General features: G+C 71.6%; 18 protein-coding genes. 4 read left to right on the top strand and 14 right to left on the bottom strand.

Going from position 1 to position 19432, the window contains the following annotated elements:
• Positions 1-5: 5 nt before the first annotated feature.
• Positions 6-563 carry a YceI family protein gene (locus ACZ7MF_RS07200; protein ID WP_471474998.1) on the top strand — a complete coding sequence of 186 codons (558 nt, stop codon included), beginning with the start codon at positions 6-8 and terminating at the stop codon, positions 561-563.
• Here ACZ7MF_RS07200 and ACZ7MF_RS07195 read toward each other — a convergent pair.
• A complete protein-coding gene (locus ACZ7MF_RS07195; protein WP_471474997.1) occupies positions 550-1128 on the bottom strand; it encodes a cysteine hydrolase family protein in 579 nt (192 codons plus the stop codon). The two genes, ACZ7MF_RS07200 and ACZ7MF_RS07195, sit on opposite strands and share 14 nt — an antisense overlap.
• Positions 1129-1169: 41 nt before the next feature.
• Positions 1170-1784, bottom strand: a complete 615-nt coding sequence (locus ACZ7MF_RS07190) for a TetR/AcrR family transcriptional regulator (protein ID WP_471474996.1) — start codon at positions 1782-1784, stop codon at positions 1170-1172.
• Between the two features lie 76 nt (positions 1785-1860).
• Between ACZ7MF_RS07190 and ACZ7MF_RS07185 the strand changes: the two genes are divergently transcribed.
• The gene (locus ACZ7MF_RS07185; RefSeq protein WP_471474994.1) at positions 1861-2826 is read left to right on the top strand and encodes a DMT family transporter; all 966 of its coding nucleotides are present in this window, start codon (positions 1861-1863) and stop codon (positions 2824-2826) included.
• 17 nt (positions 2827-2843) lie between these two features.
• Here ACZ7MF_RS07185 and ACZ7MF_RS07180 read toward each other — a convergent pair whose 3' ends face one another.
• From ACZ7MF_RS07180 to ureA, 6 genes are all read right to left on the bottom strand, one after another.
• Positions 2844-4196: a hypothetical protein gene (locus ACZ7MF_RS07180; RefSeq protein WP_471474993.1), complete on the bottom strand. Its 1353-nt coding sequence runs from the start codon at positions 4194-4196 to the stop codon at positions 2844-2846.
• 64 nt (positions 4197-4260) lie between these two features.
• Positions 4261-5865 carry a citramalate synthase gene (gene cimA, locus ACZ7MF_RS07175; protein ID WP_471474992.1) on the bottom strand — a complete coding sequence of 535 codons (1605 nt, stop codon included), beginning with the start codon at positions 5863-5865 and terminating at the stop codon, positions 4261-4263.
• A 318-nt stretch (positions 5866-6183) separates the two neighbouring features.
• A complete protein-coding gene (locus tag ACZ7MF_RS07170) occupies positions 6184-6786 on the bottom strand; it encodes a TetR/AcrR family transcriptional regulator (protein ID WP_471474990.1) in 603 nt (200 codons plus the stop codon).
• A gap of 17 nt (positions 6787-6803) precedes the next feature.
• Positions 6804-7823 carry an agmatine deiminase family protein gene (locus ACZ7MF_RS07165; RefSeq protein WP_471474989.1) on the bottom strand — a complete coding sequence of 340 codons (1020 nt, stop codon included), beginning with the start codon at positions 7821-7823 and terminating at the stop codon, positions 6804-6806.
• A gap of 72 nt (positions 7824-7895) precedes the next feature.
• Positions 7896-9575, bottom strand: coding sequence for an urease subunit alpha (locus tag ACZ7MF_RS07160; RefSeq protein WP_471474988.1), 1680 nt, complete (start codon positions 9573-9575; stop codon positions 7896-7898).
• Positions 9572-10255: an urease subunit gamma gene (gene ureA, locus ACZ7MF_RS07155; protein WP_471474986.1), complete on the bottom strand. Its 684-nt coding sequence runs from the start codon at positions 10253-10255 to the stop codon at positions 9572-9574. The genes ACZ7MF_RS07160 and ureA overlap by 4 nt, the downstream gene beginning before the upstream one ends.
• A gap of 144 nt (positions 10256-10399) precedes the next feature.
• Between ureA and ACZ7MF_RS07150 the strand changes: the two genes are divergently transcribed.
• Positions 10400-11830 carry a cytosine permease gene (locus ACZ7MF_RS07150; RefSeq protein WP_471474985.1) on the top strand — a complete coding sequence of 477 codons (1431 nt, stop codon included), beginning with the start codon at positions 10400-10402 and terminating at the stop codon, positions 11828-11830.
• 75 nt (positions 11831-11905) lie between these two features.
• Here ACZ7MF_RS07150 and ACZ7MF_RS07145 read toward each other — a convergent pair whose 3' ends face one another.
• From ACZ7MF_RS07145 to ACZ7MF_RS07125, 5 genes are all read right to left on the bottom strand, one after another.
• Positions 11906-12994: a branched-chain amino acid aminotransferase gene (locus ACZ7MF_RS07145; RefSeq protein ID WP_471474983.1), complete on the bottom strand. Its 1089-nt coding sequence runs from the start codon at positions 12992-12994 to the stop codon at positions 11906-11908.
• A gap of 264 nt (positions 12995-13258) precedes the next feature.
• Positions 13259-14302, bottom strand: coding sequence for a 3-isopropylmalate dehydrogenase (locus ACZ7MF_RS07140; RefSeq protein ID WP_471474982.1), 1044 nt, complete (start codon positions 14300-14302; stop codon positions 13259-13261).
• 75 nt (positions 14303-14377) lie between these two features.
• Positions 14378-14509 (bottom strand): hypothetical protein, encoded by a 132-nt coding sequence (locus tag ACZ7MF_RS07135; RefSeq protein WP_011030289.1) that lies wholly within the window; start codon positions 14507-14509, stop codon positions 14378-14380.
• Between the two features lie 308 nt (positions 14510-14817).
• Positions 14818-16458 carry an L-glutamate gamma-semialdehyde dehydrogenase gene (pruA, locus tag ACZ7MF_RS07130; RefSeq protein WP_471474981.1) on the bottom strand — a complete coding sequence of 547 codons (1641 nt, stop codon included), beginning with the start codon at positions 16456-16458 and terminating at the stop codon, positions 14818-14820.
• Positions 16459-16505: 47 nt separating this feature from the next.
• Positions 16506-17432: a proline dehydrogenase family protein gene (locus ACZ7MF_RS07125; protein ID WP_164278750.1), complete on the bottom strand. Its 927-nt coding sequence runs from the start codon at positions 17430-17432 to the stop codon at positions 16506-16508.
• Positions 17433-17597: 165 nt separating this feature from the next.
• Here ACZ7MF_RS07125 and ACZ7MF_RS07120 point away from each other — a divergent pair, with 165 nt between their 5' ends.
• A complete protein-coding gene (locus ACZ7MF_RS07120; protein WP_471474979.1) occupies positions 17598-18833 on the top strand; it encodes a PucR family transcriptional regulator in 1236 nt (411 codons plus the stop codon).
• Here ACZ7MF_RS07120 and ACZ7MF_RS07115 read toward each other — a convergent pair.
• Positions 18814-19404: a TetR/AcrR family transcriptional regulator gene (locus tag ACZ7MF_RS07115; protein ID WP_471474978.1), complete on the bottom strand. Its 591-nt coding sequence runs from the start codon at positions 19402-19404 to the stop codon at positions 18814-18816. The genes ACZ7MF_RS07120 and ACZ7MF_RS07115 overlap by 20 nt on opposite strands.
• Positions 19405-19432 lie beyond the last annotated feature (28 nt).

Genomic DNA, 19432 nt, shown 5'->3' with positions numbered 1-19432 from the left:
ACACCATGACCGCCACCCCCGACCTCTCCACGCTGACCGGCGACTACACCGTCGACCCCGCCCACACGACGATCGGCTTCACCGCGCGCCACGCGATGGTCACCAACGTCAAGGGCAAGTTCCTCGACTTCACCGGCACGCTGCACCTGGACGGCACCGACCCGTCCCGTTCCACGGCGTCCCTGGACATCACGATGGACAGCATCGACACGGGCTCCCCCGACCGTGACGGCCACCTGAAGAGCTCGGACTTCTTCAACACGGGCGAGCACCCGACGATGACCTTCCGCTCCACCGGGGCCGAGTCCCTGGGCGGCGACGACTACCGCATCACCGGTGACCTGTCGATCCTCGGCACGACCAAGCCGCTCACCATCGACCTGGAGTTCAACGGCGCCGCCAAGGACCCGTTCGGCAACGAGCGCGTCGGCTTCGAGGGCAAGGCGGAGATCAAGCGCTCGGAGTGGGGGCTCACCTGGAACGCGGCCCTGGAGACGGGCGGCGTGCTGGTCTCCGACAAGATCAAGCTGAACTTCGACATCTCGGCGATCAGGCAGGCCTGACGTCCCGCGCCCCCTCGGGGGCGCCGAAGTCCACGTCGGCGGCGGCCCGGACCCGGATACGGCGGCCGGGCCAGCCGATCGTGCGGTAAATGGCGTTGTACTGCGCGATCGAGCGGTCCGCCGGAACGAGGTCGCCGGTGTCCGCCCCGGTCCGCACCGAGGTGGTGTGCCCGTCGGCGACGACGACCAGGTCGTACCCCCGGCTCAGCGCCTGCCGTGCCGTGGTGTCCACGCAGACCTCCGTGGCGAACCCGGTGACGATCACCTCGGTGACCCCGCGCGCCGTGAGGACCGCGTCGAGGTCGGTGTCCAGGAAGCTGTCCGGGGTCGTCTTGTCCACGACCGGCTCCCCGTCCCGCGGCGCCAGCTCGGGCACCACCCGCCAGCCCTCGGTCCCGGGCACCATGCCCGCGTCCTGCTGCCGCACGGTCACCACCGGCACGCCGGCCGCCCGGGCCCGTTCGCTCAGACCGGCGATCGCGGCGACCGTCTCGGCGGCCCGGTGCGCCATGGCGACCGTGGTGTTCTGCATGTCGATGACGAGGAGCGCGGTGGCGGGCGGCATGGGCTCACCGTAGCGGGGCGCTCCGCCCGTGCGCCGCCCTTTCACCTGCCCAGCAGCTCCCGCACCCGGTCGAGGGCGGCACCGAAGGGGTCGGGGACGACCCCCACGCCGTGGGCGACCAGCGCCCCCTCGTGCAGCAGCATCAGCGTCCGCGCCAGCCGGTCGGCACCGGCCGCGTCGATCTCCCGGGCCAGGCCGGTGAACAGGTCGAGCATCCACCGCTTCTGGCCGGTGATGACCGGGTACGCCGGATGGTCCGGGTCGCTGATCTCCGCGTGCGCGTTGATCATGCTGCACCCCTTGGCGCCGTACCGCTGCGACCACGCGCGCGACGCCTCGAAGACGGCCACCACCCGGGCGGCAGGGCCCTCCCCCGCCGCCGCCAGCCGCCCGGCGAGCAGTTCGCGCCAGCGCTCGTCGCGTCCGGCCAGGTACTCGACGACGATCTGCTCCTTCGAACCGAAGCGGTCGTAGAGCGTCTTCTTGGTCACCCCGGCCTCGGCGGCGATGGTGTCCACACCGACGGCGTGGATGCCGTGCTCGTAGAACAGCCGCTCGGCGGCCTCCAGCACCCGTCGCGCGCCGGGCGTCATCCGTACGCGGCGCGGCTTGTCTTCCGGACCCGTACCTTCTGCACCGCCGACCTCTGCACCCATGACGACGAGTATACCGGTCTGTATAGTGGGCACCCGAGACTAGTAAACCGATCTGTCTACTCTGGATGGAGTCGACATGAACGTCCTGCTCTCGGCCGCCTTCGTGCTGTGCTGGAGCTCCGGCTTCATCGGCGCCAAGCTCGGTGCCGAGACCGCGGCCACGCCCACCCTCCTGATGTGGCGCTTCCTGCCCCTCGCCGTGGTCCTGATCGCCGCCGCGGCCGTCTCCCGGACGGCCTGGCGGGGCCTGACGCTCCGGGGCGCCGGCCGGCAGATCGCCATCGGCGCGCTGTCGCAGAGCGGCTACCTGCTCAGCGTCTACTACGCCATCGAGCTGGGCGTCTCCAGCGGCACCACCGCCCTGATCGACGGCGTCCAGCCACTCGTCGCCGGCGCGCTCGCCGGTCCCCTGCTGCGCCAGTACGTCTCGCGCGGGCAGTGGCTCGGACTGTGGCTGGGCCTGTCGGGCGTGGCCACCGTGACGGTCGCCGACGCCGGGGCGGCGGGCGCGGAGGTGGCCTGGTGGGCGTATCTCGTCCCGTTCCTCGGCATGCTGTCGCTGGTGGCGGCCACGTTCCTGGAGGGCCGCACACGGGTGCCGGTCGAGCCCCGCGTCGCCCTGACGATCCACTGCGCGACCAGCGCCGTCCTCTTCTCCGCACTCGCCCTGGGCCTCGGGGCGGCGGCACCGCCGGCCGGTTCCTCGTTCTGGCTGGCGACCGCCTGGCTGGTGGTCCTGCCGACCTTCGGCGGCTACGGCCTGTACTGGCTGATCCTGCGCCGGTCCGGCATCACCGAGGTCAACACCCTCATGTTCCTCATGGCACCGGTCACGGCCGTGTGGGGTGCCCTCATGTTCGGTGAGCCGTTCGGCGTCCAGACCGCCCTCGGCCTGGCGGTCGGCCTCGTGGCCGTGGTCGTCGTCCGGCGCGGGGGCGGCGCACACCGGGGGCGGCCCGTGCGGTCCGGCGCCCGCCGTCCGGCGGTCGAGAAGCCGACGGCGGACAGGCCGGTGGGCAGGTCGACGGCGGCAAGGCGCTGATGCCTGCCGCACGTGCCTCAGAAGCCGCCGCCGAAGTCCCCTCCACCGCCGAAGCCGCCACCACCACCGAAGTCGCCGCCGCCGAAGCCGCCCCCGAAGTCGCCGGGATCGAAGTCGCCGCCCGAGACGTCGCCGCCCTCGTAGCCGCCGAAGTCGCCGTACCCGGTGCCGTAGCCGGCTCCGTAGGCGGGGCCCGCCATCATGCTGCCGAGCATGGTGCCCACCAGCAGGCCGGGCAGGATGCCGCCGCCGAAGTAGCCGCCCGCCCAGGGGCCGTAGGCCGGGCCCGCGTCCCAGTAGGGGCGGCGGCCCTGGTCGGTGTCCACCTCGCGGATCATCGGGTCCCGCCCGTCGGACAGCCGGGCCTGGTCGGCGGCGCAGACCGGGACCTGGCGGGTGGTGCCGCCGGGCGGGGTCCAGGTGGCGTCGGCGACCGACGGGCCGTGGCGCGGGTCGAAGAAGCAGGGCGGACGGCGTTCGGGCAACGGCCTGCCCTCGCGGCGGGCGGCGAGCTGCGCGAGCGAGAAGCGGCCGTCCTCCACCGCCTGGGTGACGGCGCGCACGTCCTCCGGTTTACGGGCGTCGGCCATGTACGTCTTGGCCTGCTCGTAGGCGTCCAGGGCGCGTTCGTAGTCCGCCCGCATCGCGTCGTCGGCGCCCGGTTCCGCCGGGTGGAAGTCCAGGCGGTCCAGCTCCTCGCCGAACGCCGTGATGTCCTCGTCGACCACCACCCGCAGCCGCTCCAGCGCCGCCCGCTGCTCCGCCTCGCGGCGATGGCGGCTGCGCCGGGAGACCGCGTAGACGCCCGCGCCGCCGATGACCACCACCGCACCCGCGGTGATCAGGGCGCCCGTGGGCGCGGAGCCGCCGCCGGAGTCCCAGGACGAGGGGGCGGAGCCGCGCACGCTGCGCAGCGCGTCGTCGACGAAGTCGTTCAGCTGGGCCTTGGGATCGCCCGCGCCCTGGACGGCGGTGACCAGGTTGTGCACGCCCTGGCGGCTCAGCACGCTGCTGTCGGCGCGGGCGTCGAAGCGGTCGCCGAGGCGGACGCCGTACAGACCGGTGATGCCGGTCTCGGTGCGGAGGTTCTGGAAGAGGTTCTCGGTCGGGTAGCCGGCCGGGAGGACCGCCACGAAGACGGGTTCGCCCGCGTCCTCGATCTTGTCGGCGAGCGCGTCCGCGTCCGACTTGGACAGCAGGTCGGAGGCGGCCGGGTCCACGTACACCGGACTCTCGCGCAGGGCCGCGCCGATCTCGGAGACGCCGGTCTCCGCCTGCGCGCCGGGCGCACCGGCGAGCAGCATCGCCAGCGCGGCCACGACCGGCGCGACCAGGAGACGTATGAGGACCTGAGCAGAAACGCCCTTCATACGTTCGAACGTACCCGAATGGACCTCAATCAGACATAAAGCGCGGAGTCATTACCTGCTCCGCTCACTGGGCGGGCGCGACCCCGGCCCGCAGCAGCCCGTAGGTGTACGCGTCCTCCAGGGCCTGCCAGGAGGCGGCGATGACGTTCTCCGCGACGCCCACCGTGGCCCACTCCCCCGTGCCGTCGGACGTGGAGATGAGCACCCTGGTGGTGGACTGGGTACCGTGCACGCCCTCCAGGATGCGGACCTTGTAGTCGACCAGGTCGAGCTTGGCCAGCTCGGGGTAGATCTTCTCCAGCGCGACGCGCAGCGACCGGTCCAGGGCGTTGACCGGGCCGTTGCCCTCGGCGGTGGCGACGATGCGCTCGCCCTTGGCCCAGAGCTTGACCGTGGCCTCGTTGGCGTGGCTGCCGTCGGGGCGGTCCTCGGTGATCGCGCGCCAGGACTCGACCTCGAAGTACTTCAGCGGCCTGCGTTCGACCTCGGCGCGCAGCAGCAGCTCGAAGCTCGCGTCGGCGGCCTCGTAGGTGTAGCCCGCCAGCTCGCGCTCCTTGACCCGCTCCACGACCCGGCCGACCAGCTCGCGGTCGCCGCCGAGGTCGATGCCGAGCTCCTTGCCCTTCAGCTCGATGGAGGCACGTCCCGCCATGTCGGAGACCAGCATCCGCATGGTGTTGCCGACCAGCTCGGGGTCGATGTGCTGGTAGAGGTCCGGGTCGACCTTGATCGCGGAGGCGTGCAGGCCGGCCTTGTGGGCGAAGGCGGAGACGCCCACGTAGGGCTGGTGGGTGGAGGGCGTGAGGTTGACGACCTCGGCGATGGCGTGGGAGATGCGGGTCATCTCGCGCAGCCGGCCCTCGGGCAGCACCTGCTTGCCGTACTTCAGCTCCAGGGCGGCCACGACCGGGAACAGGTTGGCGTTGCCGACCCGCTCGCCGTAGCCGTTGGCCGTGCACTGGACGTGGGTCGCGCCCGCGTCGACGGCGGCGAGCGTGTTGGCGACGGCGCAGCCGGTGTCGTCCTGGGCGTGGATGCCGAGCCGGGCACCGGTGTCGGCGAGCACCGTGGCGACCACGGCCTGGATCTGCGCGGGGAGCATGCCGCCGTTGGTGTCGCACAGGATGACGACGTCGGCACCGGCTTCGGAGGCGGTGCGCACGACCGACTTGGCGTACTCGGGGTTGGCGCGGTAGCCGTCGAAGAAGTGCTCGCAGTCGACGAAGACCCGGCGGCCCTGCGCCTTCAGGTGCGAGACCGTGTCGGCCACCATCGCCAGGTTCTCGTCCAGCGTGGTGCGCAGGGCCAGTTCGACGTGCCGGTCGTGCGACTTGGCGACCAGCGTGATCACCTCGGCACCGGACTCCAGCAGCGCCCTGACCTGGTGGTCCTCGGCGGCGGTGGCGCCCGCGCGGCGGGTGGAGCCGAAGGCGACCAGCTGGGCGTGCCGGAAGTCGATCTCCTGCTGGGCGCGGGCGAAGAACTCGGTGTCCCGCGGGTTGGCGCCGGGCCAGCCGCCCTCGATGAAGCCCACCCCGAAGTCGTCCAGGTGCCGTGCGATGGCCAGCTTGTCCGCGACCGTGAGGTTGATGCCCTCGCGCTGCGCGCCGTCCCGCAGGGTGGTGTCGAAGACGTGGAACGAATCGTCGAGTTCGCTGGTTGCGGTCATGATCTGAAGGCTCCTGTTGGGGATCTCGGTCTACCGGAATGACCGGTTCCACCGTCCGTCTATGATCCCTCGCGCTCTCTTCCCGGCTCGGGTGGGGCCAGGAAAGCGAAAAACCTCTCGCGGGTGCGAGAGGTCTGCGCGCGGGTCGAGGACGACGGTGTCCACCCGTACCTGGTCGTACGTGGTGGTCACTGCGGACCGGCGCGCCTGCTGCCAATAATCATGGCGAACGAGAGCACGGTGGCAGTCTGGCACACTCCGTCCCCCTGTCCATCGTCCGTCTCAGGATGCGAACGGCGGCCGTCCGGGGGCACGGGCTCAGTCCCGCCCGTAGAGGCCGTCCGTCAGGAAGTCCCGTACGTGACCGAGCACCTGCGCCCGGTCCGTCCCCCGCAGACCGATCGCCACGTGGATGGCGAAGCCGTCGAGGAGGGCCCGCAGCCGGGACGCGAAGCGGTCCGGGTCCACGGCACGGAACTCGCCGCGCGAGATGCCCTCGGCGAGCAGGGCGACCAGGTCGCGGTGCCAGGCGCCCTCGATGGCGGCCTGCCGGTCGCGGGCCTCGTCGGGGGCGTTCTGTGAGCGGTTCCACACCTCCAGCCACAGCGTCCAGTGCGGGTCGCGGTGGCCGTCGGGGACGTACAGGTCGACGTAGGCGCCGAGGCGTTCCCGGGCGGTGCCGGGCCGGGTGAGCAGGCGGCCGCGCTCGGCGCCGAGGCGGCCCTCGCTCCACTCCAGGGTGCGCAGCAGCAGTTCGTCCTTGGAGCCGAAGTAGTACAGGAGGTGGCCGCTGCTCATGCCGACCTCGCGGCCGAGCGCCGCCATGGTGAGCTTCTCCAGCCCGCGCTCGGCGATCATCTCCATGGCGGCGGCGAGCACGTCCTCGCGCGGCGGGGCCTGCCTGCGCCCACCACCGGCCATGTCCGCTCCCGGGTCTTCTAGGTCCTCGGCTGTTGCTGCGTGATGCAGTGGATGCCCCCGCCACCCGCGAAGATCGTACGCGCGTCCACCAGGGTCACCGTCCGCTCCGGGAACAGGCGGCGGAAGATGCCCGCGGCGAGTTCGTCGTTCGGGTCGCCGAAGGCGCAGAGGACGACGCCGCCGTTGCACACGTAGTGGTTGATGTACGAGTAGTCGACCCAGTCGCCCGCCTCGTCCCGCAGGACCGTCGGTGCGGGAACCTCGACGACCTCCAGGCGGCGGCCCCTGGCGTCGGTCCGGCCGCGCAGGATCTCCAGGTACAGCTGCGAGCGCTCGTGGTCGGGGTGCCGGGGGTCGCGCTGGCTGTGCACGACGACCGTGCCCGGCCGTGCGAAGGCCGCGACGATGTCGACGTGGCCCTGGGTGCCGTACCTGCCGTAGTCGCCGGCCAGGCCGTGCGGGAGCCAGATCGCCCGGGTGGTGCCGAGCTTGGCGTGGATCTCCGCCTCGACCTGCTCGCGGCTCCAGCCGGGGTTGCGGCCGGAGCCGAGCTGGACCGTGTCGGTCAGCAGGACCGTGCCCTCGCCGTCGACGTGGATCGCACCGCCCTCGTTGACGAGCGGGCTGCTCAGCACGGGGGCGACGGCGAGGTCCGCCACGTGGCGGGCGATCTTGGCGTCGTGCTCCCAGCGGGCCCAGTCCTGGCCGCCCCAGCCGTTGAAGACCCAGTCCACGGCGGCGAGCCCGCCCTGCCCGTCCGTCACGAAGGTCGGGCCGATGTCCCGCATCCAGGCGTCGTCCAGCTCCCGCTCCACCAGGTCGACGTCCGGTCCGAGCAGCTCGCGCGCGGTGGCTGCCTGGCCGGGCCCGTGCACCATCGTCACCGGCTCGAAACGGCGCACCGCGCGGGCGACCGAGGCCCAGGCAGCACGAGCCCCGGCCAGCTCCTGGTCGTCGGTGAACGTCGCGTTGGGGCCCGGCCAGGCCATCCAGGTGCGTTCGTGGGGGGCCCACTCGGGCGGCATGCGGAAGGTCATGGAGGTGTCCAGGAGATCGGAGAGAGGTCGGAGAGGGCTCGTAGAGAGGTCTGAAAAAAGGTCAGCGTGAGGTCAGAGGAAGTAGAGGCGGTTGAGGGAGACCGACTCGGCGGGTTCGGAACGCAGCGGGTCGCCGTCCAGGGTGACCAGACCGGTGCGCTGGTCGACGTCGACCGCGCCGGTACGGGAGTTCAGGCGCAGGTCGGCCGGGCCGATGCCGCGGGTGCCGCGCACGGCCACCCGGCGGCGGCGGGTGGGCATGGTGTCGTGCCCCTGGTCGAGGGCGGCCTGCGCGACGAAGGCCACCGATATCTCGGCGGGCGTGGCGCCGTGCGCGCCGAACTGGGGTCCGAGGACCAGGGGTTCGCAGGTGTCGGTGGCCGCGTTGGGGTCTCCGACCACGCCGTACGCCGGGAAGCCCGACTTGAGGACCAGCTGCGGCTTCGCGCCGAAGTACTCCGGCCGCCACAGCACGATGTCGGCGAGCTTGCCGGTCTCGATGGAGCCGACCTCGTGCGCGAGGCCGTGGGCGATGGCGGGGTTGATGGTCAGCTTGGCGATGTAGCGCAGGACGCGTTCGTTGTCGTGGCCGTCGTCCGGGGCGCCGAACTGGGCCTTCATCTTCCCGGCCATGGCGAAGGTGCGGCGGACGGTCTCGCCGGCCCGGCCCATGCCCTGCGCGTCGGAGGAGGTGATGCCGATGGCGCCCAGGTCGTGCAGTACGTCCTCGGCGCCCATGGTCCCGGCGCGGATGCGGTCGCGGGCCATGGCGGCGTCGCCCGGCAGGTCGGTCTTCAGGTCGTGGACGGAGACGATCATGCCGTAGTGCTCGGCGACCGCGTCCCGGCCGAAGGGCAGGGTGGGGTTGGTGGAGGACCCGATGACGTTGGGGACACCGGCCATCTTCAGCACGTTCGGGACGTGTCCCCCGCCGCAGCCCTCGATGTGGAAGGCGTGGATGGTGCGGCCCTCCAGGACCCGGAGGGTGTCCTCCACGGAGAGGCATTCGTTGAGGCCGTCGCTGTGCAGGGCGACCTGGACGTCGTACTCCTCGGCGACGCGCAGGGCGGTGTCGAGGGCGCGGGTGTGGGCGCCCATGTCCTCGTGCACCTTGAAGCCGGACGCACCGCCCTCGGCCAGCGCCTCGATCAGCGGGGCGTCGTGGGACGAGGAACCCCGGCCCAGGAAGCCGATGTTGACCGGCCAGGCGTCGAAGGCGCCGAACGCGTGCTTCAGCGCCCAGGGCGAGTTGACGCCGACGCCCCAGACCGGGCCGAACTCCTGCCCGATGACCGTCGTCACGCCGGACGCGAGCGAGGCCTCCATGATGCGCGGGGAGAGCAGATGGACGTGGGTGTCCACGGCTCCCGCGGTGGCGATGAGACCCTCGCCGGACACGATCGAGGTACCGGTGCCGACGACGACGTCGACGCCGTCGAGGGTGTCGGGGTTCCCGGCCCGTCCGATGGCGTGGATGCGCCCCTCGCGGATGCCGATCGACACCTTCCGGATGCCCTGCACGGCGTCGATCACGACCACGTTGCTGATCACGACGTCGCAGGTGTCGCGGACGGCGGCGGCCTTGAGGTGCAGTCCGTCGCGGGCGGTCTTGCCGAAACCGGCGAGGAACTCGTCCCCGTACCGCTGCGCGTCGGACTCGACGCGGATCACCAGCCCCGAGTCGCCGAGACGGAGCCGGTCGCCGGCGCGCGGGCCGTGGGTGGCGGCGTAGGCGTACGGGTCGATGCTCATCGGTCTGCTCCCAGATATCCGCAGGCGGCGGCCCGGCGCAGGGCCTCTTGTCTGGCGCCCGGCGTGTCCAGCGGGCCGTCGACGAGCCCGGCGAACCCGATGGCGACGCGCGCACCCCCGATCGGCACGAGCCCCACCTCGACGCGCTCGCCGGGGCCGAAGCGGACCGAGGACCCGGCGGGGACGGCCAGGCGCATGCCGTAGGCCCGCTCACGGTCGAAGTCCAGACGCGGATTGGCCTCGAAGAAGTGGAAGTGGGAGGTCACGGAGACCGGCACGGTCGCGGTGTTGGTGACCGGGAGCCGCAGCGCCGCCCCGGGCTCGGGACGGTCCCGTCCCGGCAACAGCGCTCCGGGGGCATCGGGGCCGAGCCCGCCGCCGCCGACGGGATCGGCGACGACCGCGAGGCGGGAGCCGTCGTCGAAGACGGCCTCCACGTGCACCTCGGTGACCACGTCGGCGACGCCGGGCAGGACGTCGTCCGGGCCGAGCACGGACCGGGCGCGCTCGATGGCCTCCGCGAGGCGCGCTCCGTCGCGGGCGGCCTCGCACACGGTGTCCGCGATCAGCGCGGTCGCCTCCGGCACGTTCAGCCTGAGCCCGCGGGCCCGGCGGGCGCGGGCCAGCTCGGCCGCCCCGAAGAGCAGCAGCCGGTCACGTTCCGTGGGGGTCAGTCTCACGACGCGGCACCTCCTTGCCATACCGAGATTAGAGCATCACTCTAAACGTCAATTACATGCCACGGAACCGTTGACGAGCACGCAGGACAGACGCCACATTGAACGTCGCTCTAAATCTCAGGCGGCCGTCGAAGGAGACCAGCCATGCCGATAGAACAGCGCGGAGTCGACACCATCCCGGAAGCGGAACGCACCAGCGGACCCCGGGACCTGGTCTCGATCCTGCTGGGATCCAACCTGTGCCTGGGCGTGATCGTCTTCGGCTGGCTGCCCCCGTCCTTCGGCCTCGGCTGGTGGGCGTCGGTGAGTTCGGTGGTCGCGGGGACGGTCGTCGGCACGGTGTTCACGGCCCCGCTGGCCCTGATCTCGCTGCGCACCGGCACCAACCTGTCCACCTCCTCCGGCGCCCAGTTCGGGGTGCGCGGGCGGCTGGTCGGCTCGGTGGTCGGCCTGCTCCTCGCCCTCGGCTACACCGCGCTGACCGTGTGGATCGGCGGGGACGTGATGGCGGGCGTGCTGGGGCGGCTGTTCGGCCTGCCGCAGGGCGGTGCGACGTACGCCGTCGTCTACGGCCTGCTCGCCGCCGCGACCGTGGCGGGCGCGGTGTACGGGTACCGGGTGCTGCTCGCCATGTCCCGGGTGCTGGCCTACGGCATGACCGCCCTGCTGGTCCTCGGCGTGATCGCCTACGCCCCCGACTTCACCACCGCCGCGTTGCCGGAGGCGGGCGGGTACCTGCTGGGCGGGTTCTGGCCGACGTGGCTGCTGGCCGCCGTGGCCGCGGGACTGTCCGGGCCGATCGCCTTCATCACGCTGCTCGGCGACTACACCCGCTACATCTCGCCGGCCCGCCACCCCTCCCGCCGGGTGCTGCACGCGACCTGGCTGGGGCTGCTGCTCGGCCTGCTGGTCCCGCAGCTCTTCGGCACCTTCACGGCGTACGCGGCCCGCGCCGCCCTGGACTACGCGGGCCCGCTGGTCGACGCCTCCCCCACCTGGTACCTGGTGCCGCTGCTGCTGGCCGCCTCGGCCGGCTCGGTCGGCAACGCGGGGCTGATGCTGTACTCGATGGGCCTGGACCTGGACGCCATCCTGCCGCGGGCCTCCCGAGCCCGTGCCACCTGCGCGGTCGCCGTGGTCGCCACGGCCTGCGTCTTCGCGGGGCACTACGCCTGGCAGGCGCAGTCGGCGATGACGTCCTTCGTGCTGCTGCTGACCGCGATCGGCACCCCGTGGGCGGTCATCACGATGATCGGCTCGGTCCGCTGCGGCGGGGTGTACGACGCCGACGCCCTCCAGGTCTTCAACCGCCGGGCACGGGGCGGGATCTACTGGTACCGGTCCGGCTGGAACATCCCCGCGACGGCTGCCTGGGCGGTGGGCGCGCTGGTCGGCGTGCTGGCGGTGTCCCTGCCGTCGTACGAGGGCCCGCTGCTGTCCCTCACGGGCGGCGTGGACTGCAGCTTCCTGCTGTCGGGGCTGGTGGGCGGGGTGGTGTACGTGGCGTTGCCGCAGCCCCGGGCCGGCTCGTCGGAGGAGCCCGGGGTCGACACACTCAGCCCGTCCGGCGTTTGAGGACGAGGCCGTTCAGGCCGAAGCGGGGGTCTGGGGGCGGCAGCCACCAGCGGGCCCGCCCCCACGCCGGCCGCGTCAGGCCAGCGTGTGCATCCACCCGTGCACGTCCGCGACAGTCCCCCGCTGGATGTCCAGCAGCGCGTCCCGCAGCCGCTGCGTCACCTCGCCCGTCTCGCCCCCGCTCTGCTGCCACTCGGCACCGGTGCGCTTGACCGTGCCGACCGGCGTGATCACAGCGGCGGTCCCGCAGGCGAAGACCTCGGTGAGGGTGCCGTTCGCCGAGTCGCGCTGCCACTGGTCGACCGAGACGCGGCCCTCCTCCGCCTCGTAACCGAGGTCGCGGGCGACGGTGAGGAGGGAGTCACGGGTGACGCCCTCCAGGATGGAGCCGGTGAGGGTCGGCGTGATGATCTTGTTGCCGTACACGAAGTACAGGTTCATGCCGCCCAGTTCCTCGACCCACTTGCGCTCGATGGCGTCGAGGTAGCAGACCTGGTCGCAGCCCTTGGTGGCGGCCTCGGCCTGGGCGAGCAGGGAGGCCGCGTAGTTGCCGCCGGTCTTGGCGTCGCCCATGCCGCCGGGGACGGCGCGGACGCGGTCCTCGGAGACCCAGATCGAGACCGGCTTGACGCCGCCCGGGAAGTAGGCGCCGGCCGGGGAGGCGATGACGAGGAAGAGGTACTCGTTGGCCGGCCTGACGCCCAGGCCGACCTCGGTCGCGATCATGAAGGGGCGCAGGTACAGGGACTCCTCGCCACCGTGCGCCGGGACCCACTTCTCGTCCTGCCCGACCAGCGCGTCGCAGGCCTCGATGAAGGTGTCCACGGGAAGCTCGGGCATGCCGAGGCGGCGCGAGGACGCCTGGAAGCGGGCGCCGTTCTTCTCCGGGCGGAAGGTCGCGACGGAGCCGTCGGGCCGCCGGTAGGCCTTCAGTCCCTCGAAGATCTCCTGCGCGTAGTGCAGGACCATGGTGGCCGGGTCGAGGGAGAGCGGGGCGTACGGCACCAGCTGGCCGTCGTGCCAGCCGCGGCCCTCGGTCCACTTGATCGTCACCATGTGGTCGGTGAAGTGGCGGCCGAACCCGGGGTTGGCCAGAATCGCCGCCCGCTCGGAGTCCGAGAGCGGGTTGGCGGAGGGCTTGAGCTCGATCGTGGGCGTCGTCATGGGTGGCTGTCCTTCACCGGTTGTGTTGTGACGGGCCGCGGTCACGCCCGTACGGCCGGTGGCCGGTGCTAGGACGTCCGAGCATTCCCTCAGGTCGCGGCTTCGCGTTCGATTATCGCGCGCGGCCCGCGACGGGTGAAACGGGGTGAATGCGGCCCAGGATTCGATGGTCGCACCTGGCGGACGCAGGAGAAAGCCGCCGGGTGCCTTGTTTTCGGGACCCGGCGGCTTCGAAACGGATTCGATCGAGTGGCGCGGCGGGCGTCAGCCGGCTACTCGTACGGCGAGAGCGTCGCCGATCTCGGAGGTGGAGCGGGCGGGCAGCCCGCCGCGCTCGCCGAGGTCGGTGGAGACGGCTTCCTCGATCCGGGCGGCCTCGTCCTCGTACCCGCGGTGGCGCAGCAGCAGGGCGACGGACAGGACCGTGGCGGTGGGGTCGGCCTTGCCCTGGCCGGCGATGTCGGGCGCGGAGCCGTGCACCGGCTCGAACATCGAGGGGAAGTCGCCGGACGGGTTGATGTTCCCGCTGGCGGCGACGCCGATGCCGCCGGAGACGGCCGCGGCGAGGTCGGTGATGATGTCGCCGAAGAGGTTGTCGGTGACGATGACGTCGAACCGGGCCGGGTCGGTGACCAGGAAGATGGTCGCGGCGTCGACGTGGATGTAGTCGGTGGTGACCTCGGGGAACTCCGCCGCCACCTTGTTGAAGATGTTGGTCCACAGGTGGCCCGCGAAGGTCAGCACGTTGTTCTTGTGGACCAGCGTGAGCTTCTTGCGGGGGCGGGCCTGGGCGCGGGCGAAGGCGTCGCGGACGACGCGCTCGACACCGTAGGCCGTGTTGACGGAGACCTCGGTGGCGACCTCGTGCTCGGTGCCCTTGCGGATGGTGCCGCCGTTGCCCGTGTACGGGCCCTCGGTGCCCTCGCGGACGACGACGAAGTCGATCTCGGGCTGGCCGGCGAGCGGGGTGGCGACGCCGGGCAGGAGCTTGCTCGGCCGCAGGTTGACGTGGTGGTCGAAGGCGAAGCGGAGCTTGAGCAGGAAGCCGCGCTCCAGCACGCCGGACGGCACCGACGGGTCGCCGATCGCGCCGAGCAGGATGGCGTCGTGCGCCTTGAGGGCGTCGAGGTCGGCGTCGGTGAGGGTCTCACCGGTGGCGTGGTAGCGCCGGGCGCCGAAGTCGAATTCCTTGGTCTCCAGCTTCACATCCTGCGGAAGGACGGCGGAGAGGACCTTGAGACCCTCGGCCACGACCTCCTGGCCGATGCCGTCACCGGGAATCACTGCGAGATTGAGGCTGCGAGACATGACGGCACCCTACCGCTCGTCCCACGGGATGACATGAGGCGTCCGCCATGCGGACGCCACTGTCGTCCGCGCGGCTCAGTGGCCGGTGGCGCCGCCGTTGTCACGGCGGTCGAGGGAGCGCTGGAGGGCGGCCGCGGCGTTCTTGCGGTCGGAGTCGCTGGTACGGGAGAGGTGGCGGACTCGGCGGCGGACGGTCGTCTCGGCCATGGGAATCGACTCCTTCGGCACAAAGGGAGCGCGGAAAGCGAGGGTGGTGAGAGACGCCGGAAGGGGCGGGGAGCTCGGTGCCGCAGGGGTTGCCTGCACGGGCACGGGCTCACGACCGCCATTCGCTCGATCGAGCGGGACGTTCGGCTCCTACAAAGCTAAGGGAGCGCACCGCGTCTGTCTCCACAATTACTCGGACTTCCTACTATCTGAGACGGCCTCTGTGCGTACACCGCTCCGACCTGCGGAAAAGCCCGGCGGGGCCAGGTCGGTCGACCTGGCCCCGCCGGGCGATTCGCGCGCGGGTGTCAGCCCATGTGCGGGTACGTGTAGTCGGTCGGCGCGACCAGCGTCTCCTTGATGGCGCGGGTCAGCGTCCAGCGCATCAGGTTCTGCGGGGCACCGGCCTTGTCGTTGGTGCCGGAGGCACGGCCGCCGCCGAAGGGCTGCTGGCCGACCACGGCGCCGGTCGACTTGTCGTTGATGTAGAAGTTGCCGGCCGCGTAGCGCAGCTTCTCCATCGTGTACGCCGCCGCCGCGCGGTCGTTGGAGACGACCGAGCCGGTGAGCGCGTAGTCCGAGACCGACTCCATCTGGGTCAGCATCGTGTCGTAGGCGTCGTCGGCGCTGTCGTCGTAGACGTGCACGGCGAGGAACGGGCCGAAGTACTCGGTGCGGAAGACCTCGTTCTCCGGGTCGGTGCACTCGACGACGGTCGGACGGACGAAGTAGCCGACCGAGTCGTCGTAGGAGCCGCCCGCGACGATCGTGCAGGTCTCGTCCTCCTTGGCGCGGTCGATGGCGGCCTTGTTCTTGGCGAAGGACCGCTCGTCGATGACCGCGCCGATGAAGTTCGACAGGTCGGTGACGTCACCCATGGTGAGGTAGTCGACCTCGGCGGCGAACTCCTCCTTGAACCCGTCGTTCCAGATGGACGCCGGGATGTACGCGCGGGAGGTGGCGCTGCACTTCTGGCCCTGGTACTCGAAGGCACCGCGGGTCAGCGCGGTCTTGAGCACCGCGCGGTCCGCGCTCGGGTGGGCGACGAGGAAGTCCTTGCCGCCGGTCTCGCCGACCAGGCGCGGGTAGGTGCGGTACTTCTCGATGTTGTTGCCGACCGTCTTCCACAGGTGCTGGAAGGTCTTGGTCGAGCCGGTGAAGTGGATGCCCGCGAGGTCCCGGTGCTCCAGGGCGACCTCGGAGACCGCGATGCCGTCGCCGGTGACGAGGTTGATGACGCCCTTGGGCAGCCCGGCCTCCTCCAGGAGCTGCATGAGCAGCACGGCGGCGTGGGTCTGCGTCGGGGACGGCTTCCAGACCACCACGTTGCCCATCAGGGCCGGGGCGGTGGGCAGGTTGGCCGCGATCGCGCTGAAGTTGAACGGCGTGATCGCGTAGACGAAGCCCTCCAGCGGGCGGTGGTCCATGCGGTTCCACACGCCCTGGGAGTTGGCCGGGGGCTGCTCGGCCAGGATGTTGCGGGCGTAGTGGACGTTGAAGCGCCAGAAGTCGATCAGCTCGCAGGGGCTGTCGATCTCGGCCTGCTGGGCGGTCTTGGACTGGCCCAGCATGGTGGAGGCGGCGATGGTCTCGCGCCAGGGACCCGACAGCAGCTCGGCGGCGCGCAGGATGATCGCCGCGCGGTCGTCGAAGGACATCGCGCGCCACGCCGGGGCGGCGGCCAGGGCGGCGTCGATCGCGTCCTGGGCGTCCGCCTGCGTGGCGTTGGCGTAGGTACCCAGGCGGGACTTGTGGTTGTGCGGCTGCACGACGTCGAAGCGCTCGCCGCCGCCCATCCGCTTCACACCACCGATGGTGCAGGGCAGGTCGACCGGATTGTCGGCCAGCTCCTTGAGCTTGGCCTCCAGGCGGGCACGCTCCGGGGAACCGGGCGCGTAGCCGTGCACCGGCTCGTTGACGGGGGTGGGGACCTGGGTCACAGCGTCCATGAGTTCGGTAACTCCTTACTGAGCGGGTTGTGCGAGCGGGTGCGGGCTCAGCCCTTGCTGACCATCGAGCGGGCGAAGAACCGGAGGTTGGCCGGCTTCTCCGCGAGACGGCGCATGAAGTAGCCGTACCAGTCGGTGCCGTAGGCGGTGTAGACGCGCATGCGGTGGCCCTCGGCGGCCAGGCGCAGGTGCTCGTCGCCGCGGATGCCGTACAGCATCTGGAACTCGTACTCGTCGAGCTTGCGTCCGGCCGTGCGGGCCAGCTCCTGGCCGATGGAGATCAGGCGCGGGTCGTGCGACCCGATCATCGGGTAGCCCTCGCCCTCCATCAGCGTGCGCAGGATCCGCACGTACGCCTTGTCGATCTCGTGGCGCTGCTGGTACGCGACCTCTGCGGGCTCCTTGTAGGCGCCCTTCACCAACCGTACGCGAGAGCCGCTGTCGGCGAGGCGGCGCGCGTCGGCCTCGGTGCGGAAGAGGTAGGCCTGGATGACGCAGCCGGTCTGCGGGAAGTCCTTCCGCAGCTCCTCGTGGATGGCGAACATCGAGTCGAGGGTGGTGTGGTCCTCGGCGTCGAGGGTGACGGTGGTGCCGATCTCGGCGGCGGCCTCGACGACCGGGCGGACGTTGGCGAGGGCCAGCTCGTGGCCGCCGTCCAGCGCCTGGCCGAACATGGAGAGCTTCACGGACATCTCGGCGCGGGTGCCGAGGTCGAGCGGCTTGAGCCGGTCGATCAGCTCCAGGTACGCGTCGCGGGCGGCCTCGGCCTGCGCGGGGGTGGTGATGTCCTCGCCGACGACGTCCATCGTCAGCTCCAGGCCCTGATCGGTGAGGTCCCGGACGATCGGCACGATCTGGTCGACCGTCTCGCCGGGGATGAACCGGTCCACGACCGGCTTGGTCACGGGCGCGGCCGAGACGAGACGACGCATCCGGTCGCTGCGCGACGCGGCGAGAATCACGGGACCCAGCACGGGGCACCTCCACTTACCAACCAACACAGGGGCCGCTGCCCGACGAAGGGGGAACGGCACGGAGAACCACCGTGAAATCTAAGGATCCTCCCGATCGTCGGCCATCGACAGCTGTCACGCATCCGTGCCGCGGATCTCAGACAGATGTATGAAGGGGGCGCGCATATGCGGCAGAATGCCCGGGTGACGTCGGATTCCAGAGGTTCCGCAGGCTCCGGTGGTACGCGTGGTGACTACCAGGAGCTGGTCGACGAGCTCTCCGAGCTGCTGGGCGCGCCCGCGACCCTGGAGAACCGCGACTTCGAACTGATCGCCTTCGGCGCCTACGACAGCGAGGGCGACCTCGACCCGTCCGCCCTCGACCCGGTGCGCACCCGCTCGATCCTCACCCGGCGGTCCACCGCCGCGGTGCGGGCCTGGTTCGAGAGCTTCGGGATCACCCGTGCGACCGGCCCGGTCCGCATTCCGCCGACCCCCGAGGCGGGGGTGTACCGGGGGCGCACCTGTCTGCCGGTACGCCATCGGGGTGTGGTCCTCGGCTATGTCTGGCTCCTGGACACCGACCCGGGGCCGACCGAGCGGCAGCTGGCGGCGGCCATGGAGGTAGCGGCGCGGATCGGCGCGCTGCTGGCCGACGAGGCGCAGCACGGCGCGGACCTGAGCCGGGAGCTGCGGGCGGTGCTGACGGCGGAGCGGGACTGGCAGCGGGACATGGCGGTGGCGGAGCTGCGCAGCGCGCTGGGCGCCCGCGCGGACACCCCGCACGCGGTGGTGTGCGTGGCGCCCTGGCCCTCGGCCGACCCGGACGACGCGCCCTCGGTCCGCACGGTGCCGGGGGCGACGGCTCTGTGCACGGTGCCGTGGGGGGCCGTCGGCGTGTCGCTGGCGCTGCTGGTCCGGCTGCGCTCGGCGGACGTGCCGACCCCGGCGACGTCGGCGGCGGGGCGGCTGCTGGAGCGGGTCCCGGCCCGGGACACCGACCCGGCGACCGGCGTGGCCGCGGGGGTCTCGGCGTCGCGCACGGGTCTCGCGGACCTGGGGACGGCCTGGGCCGAGGCGTCGGCGGCGGCGCGGGCGGCGCGCGCCGAGGCACGGTTCGCTCCGGTCGCCCAGTGGACGGACATCGGGCCGTTCCGCCTGCTGACCGCGCTGCCTCCGCACGCCGCCCACGACCGGGCCGTACGGGCCCTGCTCTCCCCCGCCCACCGCGAACTCGCCCGTACCGCGGAGGTGTACCTGGACCGCGCGGGCCAGGCCGGCCGGACCGCCGCCGAGCTGGGCATCCACCGTCAGACGCTGTACTACCGGCTGTCCCGCGTCGAGCAGCTCACCGGCCTGGACCTGGACGACGGCGAGGACCGGCTGCTGCTGCACATGGCGCTCAAGGCGCGTCGCCTGTAGCGGCCTCGATCACCCGGCGCAGGCCCTCGGCGAGCTGGTCCGCCTCGGGCGCCGTGTTCGGGTCGAAGGTCCACTGCGCGATGAGACCGGTCATCAGCGTCACGTAGAACATGCCGAGGGTGCCGAGCTCCTCCCCGGAGACGTCCTCCTCCCGCCCGCCCATGAGCAGCGGGATGAACCCGCGCCCGGCCTCCTGCTGGGCCTTCGCGAGGTGGTCGCGCAGCTCGGGCAGCTGGTCGCCGATGACGATGATCTCCATGCTGAGCCGCCACGGGGAGCCGGGCTCCTTCATGGTGGCGATGACATTCGACCAGACCTCGCGGAACCGTTCGACGGAACCCGGTTCGGTGGTCAACCCCGGGGTTTCGCCGCCCTCGAACGCGTCGGCCATGTCCTCGACCAGCGCCACGTAGGCCTGCGCCAGCAGGGCGTCCTTCGAGCCGTAGTGGTAGCCGATGGAGGCCAGGTTGGTCCCCGACTCCCTGACGACGTCACGCGCCGTGGTGCGCATGAATCCCTTCTGCAGCAGGCAGCGCTTGGCGCCTTCGAGCAGATCCTCGCGGTGTCCCATGCCGTCACCCTATCCATCCGTCCAGACA

It is taken from the genome of Streptomyces sp. NPDC111628 (assembly GCF_055635195.1).
Note: the sequence above shows the minus strand (reverse complement) of the source record. Positions and strands in the feature narration are given on the sequence as shown.

Bases quoted from the DNA above. Each gene is read 5' to 3' on its own strand.
- ACZ7MF_RS07135 (WP_011030289.1), bottom strand. From the start codon at position 14,509: ATGGCCGAGACGACCGTCCGCCGCCGAGTCCGCCACCTCTCCCGTACC.
- ACZ7MF_RS07140 (WP_471474982.1), bottom strand. From the start codon at position 14,302: ATGTCTCGCAGCCTCAATCTCGCAGTGATTCCCGGTGACGGCATCGGC.
- ACZ7MF_RS07180 (WP_471474993.1), bottom strand. From the start codon at position 4,196: ATGAAGGGCGTTTCTGCTCAGGTCCTCATACGTCTCCTGGTCGCGCCG.
- ACZ7MF_RS07170 (WP_471474990.1), bottom strand. From the start codon at position 6,786: ATGGCCGGTGGTGGGCGCAGGCAGGCCCCGCCGCGCGAGGACGTGCTC.
- cimA (WP_471474992.1), bottom strand. From the start codon at position 5,865: ATGACCGCAACCAGCGAACTCGACGATTCGTTCCACGTCTTCGACACC.
- ACZ7MF_RS07195 (WP_471474997.1), bottom strand. From the start codon at position 1,128: ATGCCGCCCGCCACCGCGCTCCTCGTCATCGACATGCAGAACACCACG.
- ACZ7MF_RS07160 (WP_471474988.1), bottom strand. From the start codon at position 9,575: ATGAGCATCGACCCGTACGCCTACGCCGCCACCCACGGCCCGCGCGCC.
- ACZ7MF_RS07200 (WP_471474998.1), top strand. From the start codon at position 6: ATGACCGCCACCCCCGACCTCTCCACGCTGACCGGCGACTACACCGTC.
- ACZ7MF_RS07145 (WP_471474983.1), bottom strand. From the start codon at position 12,994: ATGACGACGCCCACGATCGAGCTCAAGCCCTCCGCCAACCCGCTCTCG.
- ACZ7MF_RS07190 (WP_471474996.1), bottom strand. From the start codon at position 1,784: ATGGGTGCAGAGGTCGGCGGTGCAGAAGGTACGGGTCCGGAAGACAAG.
- ACZ7MF_RS07115 (WP_471474978.1), bottom strand. From the start codon at position 19,404: ATGGGACACCGCGAGGATCTGCTCGAAGGCGCCAAGCGCTGCCTGCTG.
- ACZ7MF_RS07185 (WP_471474994.1), top strand. From the start codon at position 1,861: ATGAACGTCCTGCTCTCGGCCGCCTTCGTGCTGTGCTGGAGCTCCGGC.
- ACZ7MF_RS07150 (WP_471474985.1), top strand. From the start codon at position 10,400: ATGCCGATAGAACAGCGCGGAGTCGACACCATCCCGGAAGCGGAACGC.
- pruA (WP_471474981.1), bottom strand. From the start codon at position 16,458: ATGGACGCTGTGACCCAGGTCCCCACCCCCGTCAACGAGCCGGTGCAC.
- ACZ7MF_RS07120 (WP_471474979.1), top strand. From the start codon at position 17,598: ATGCGGCAGAATGCCCGGGTGACGTCGGATTCCAGAGGTTCCGCAGGC.
- ACZ7MF_RS07165 (WP_471474989.1), bottom strand. From the start codon at position 7,823: ATGACCTTCCGCATGCCGCCCGAGTGGGCCCCCCACGAACGCACCTGG.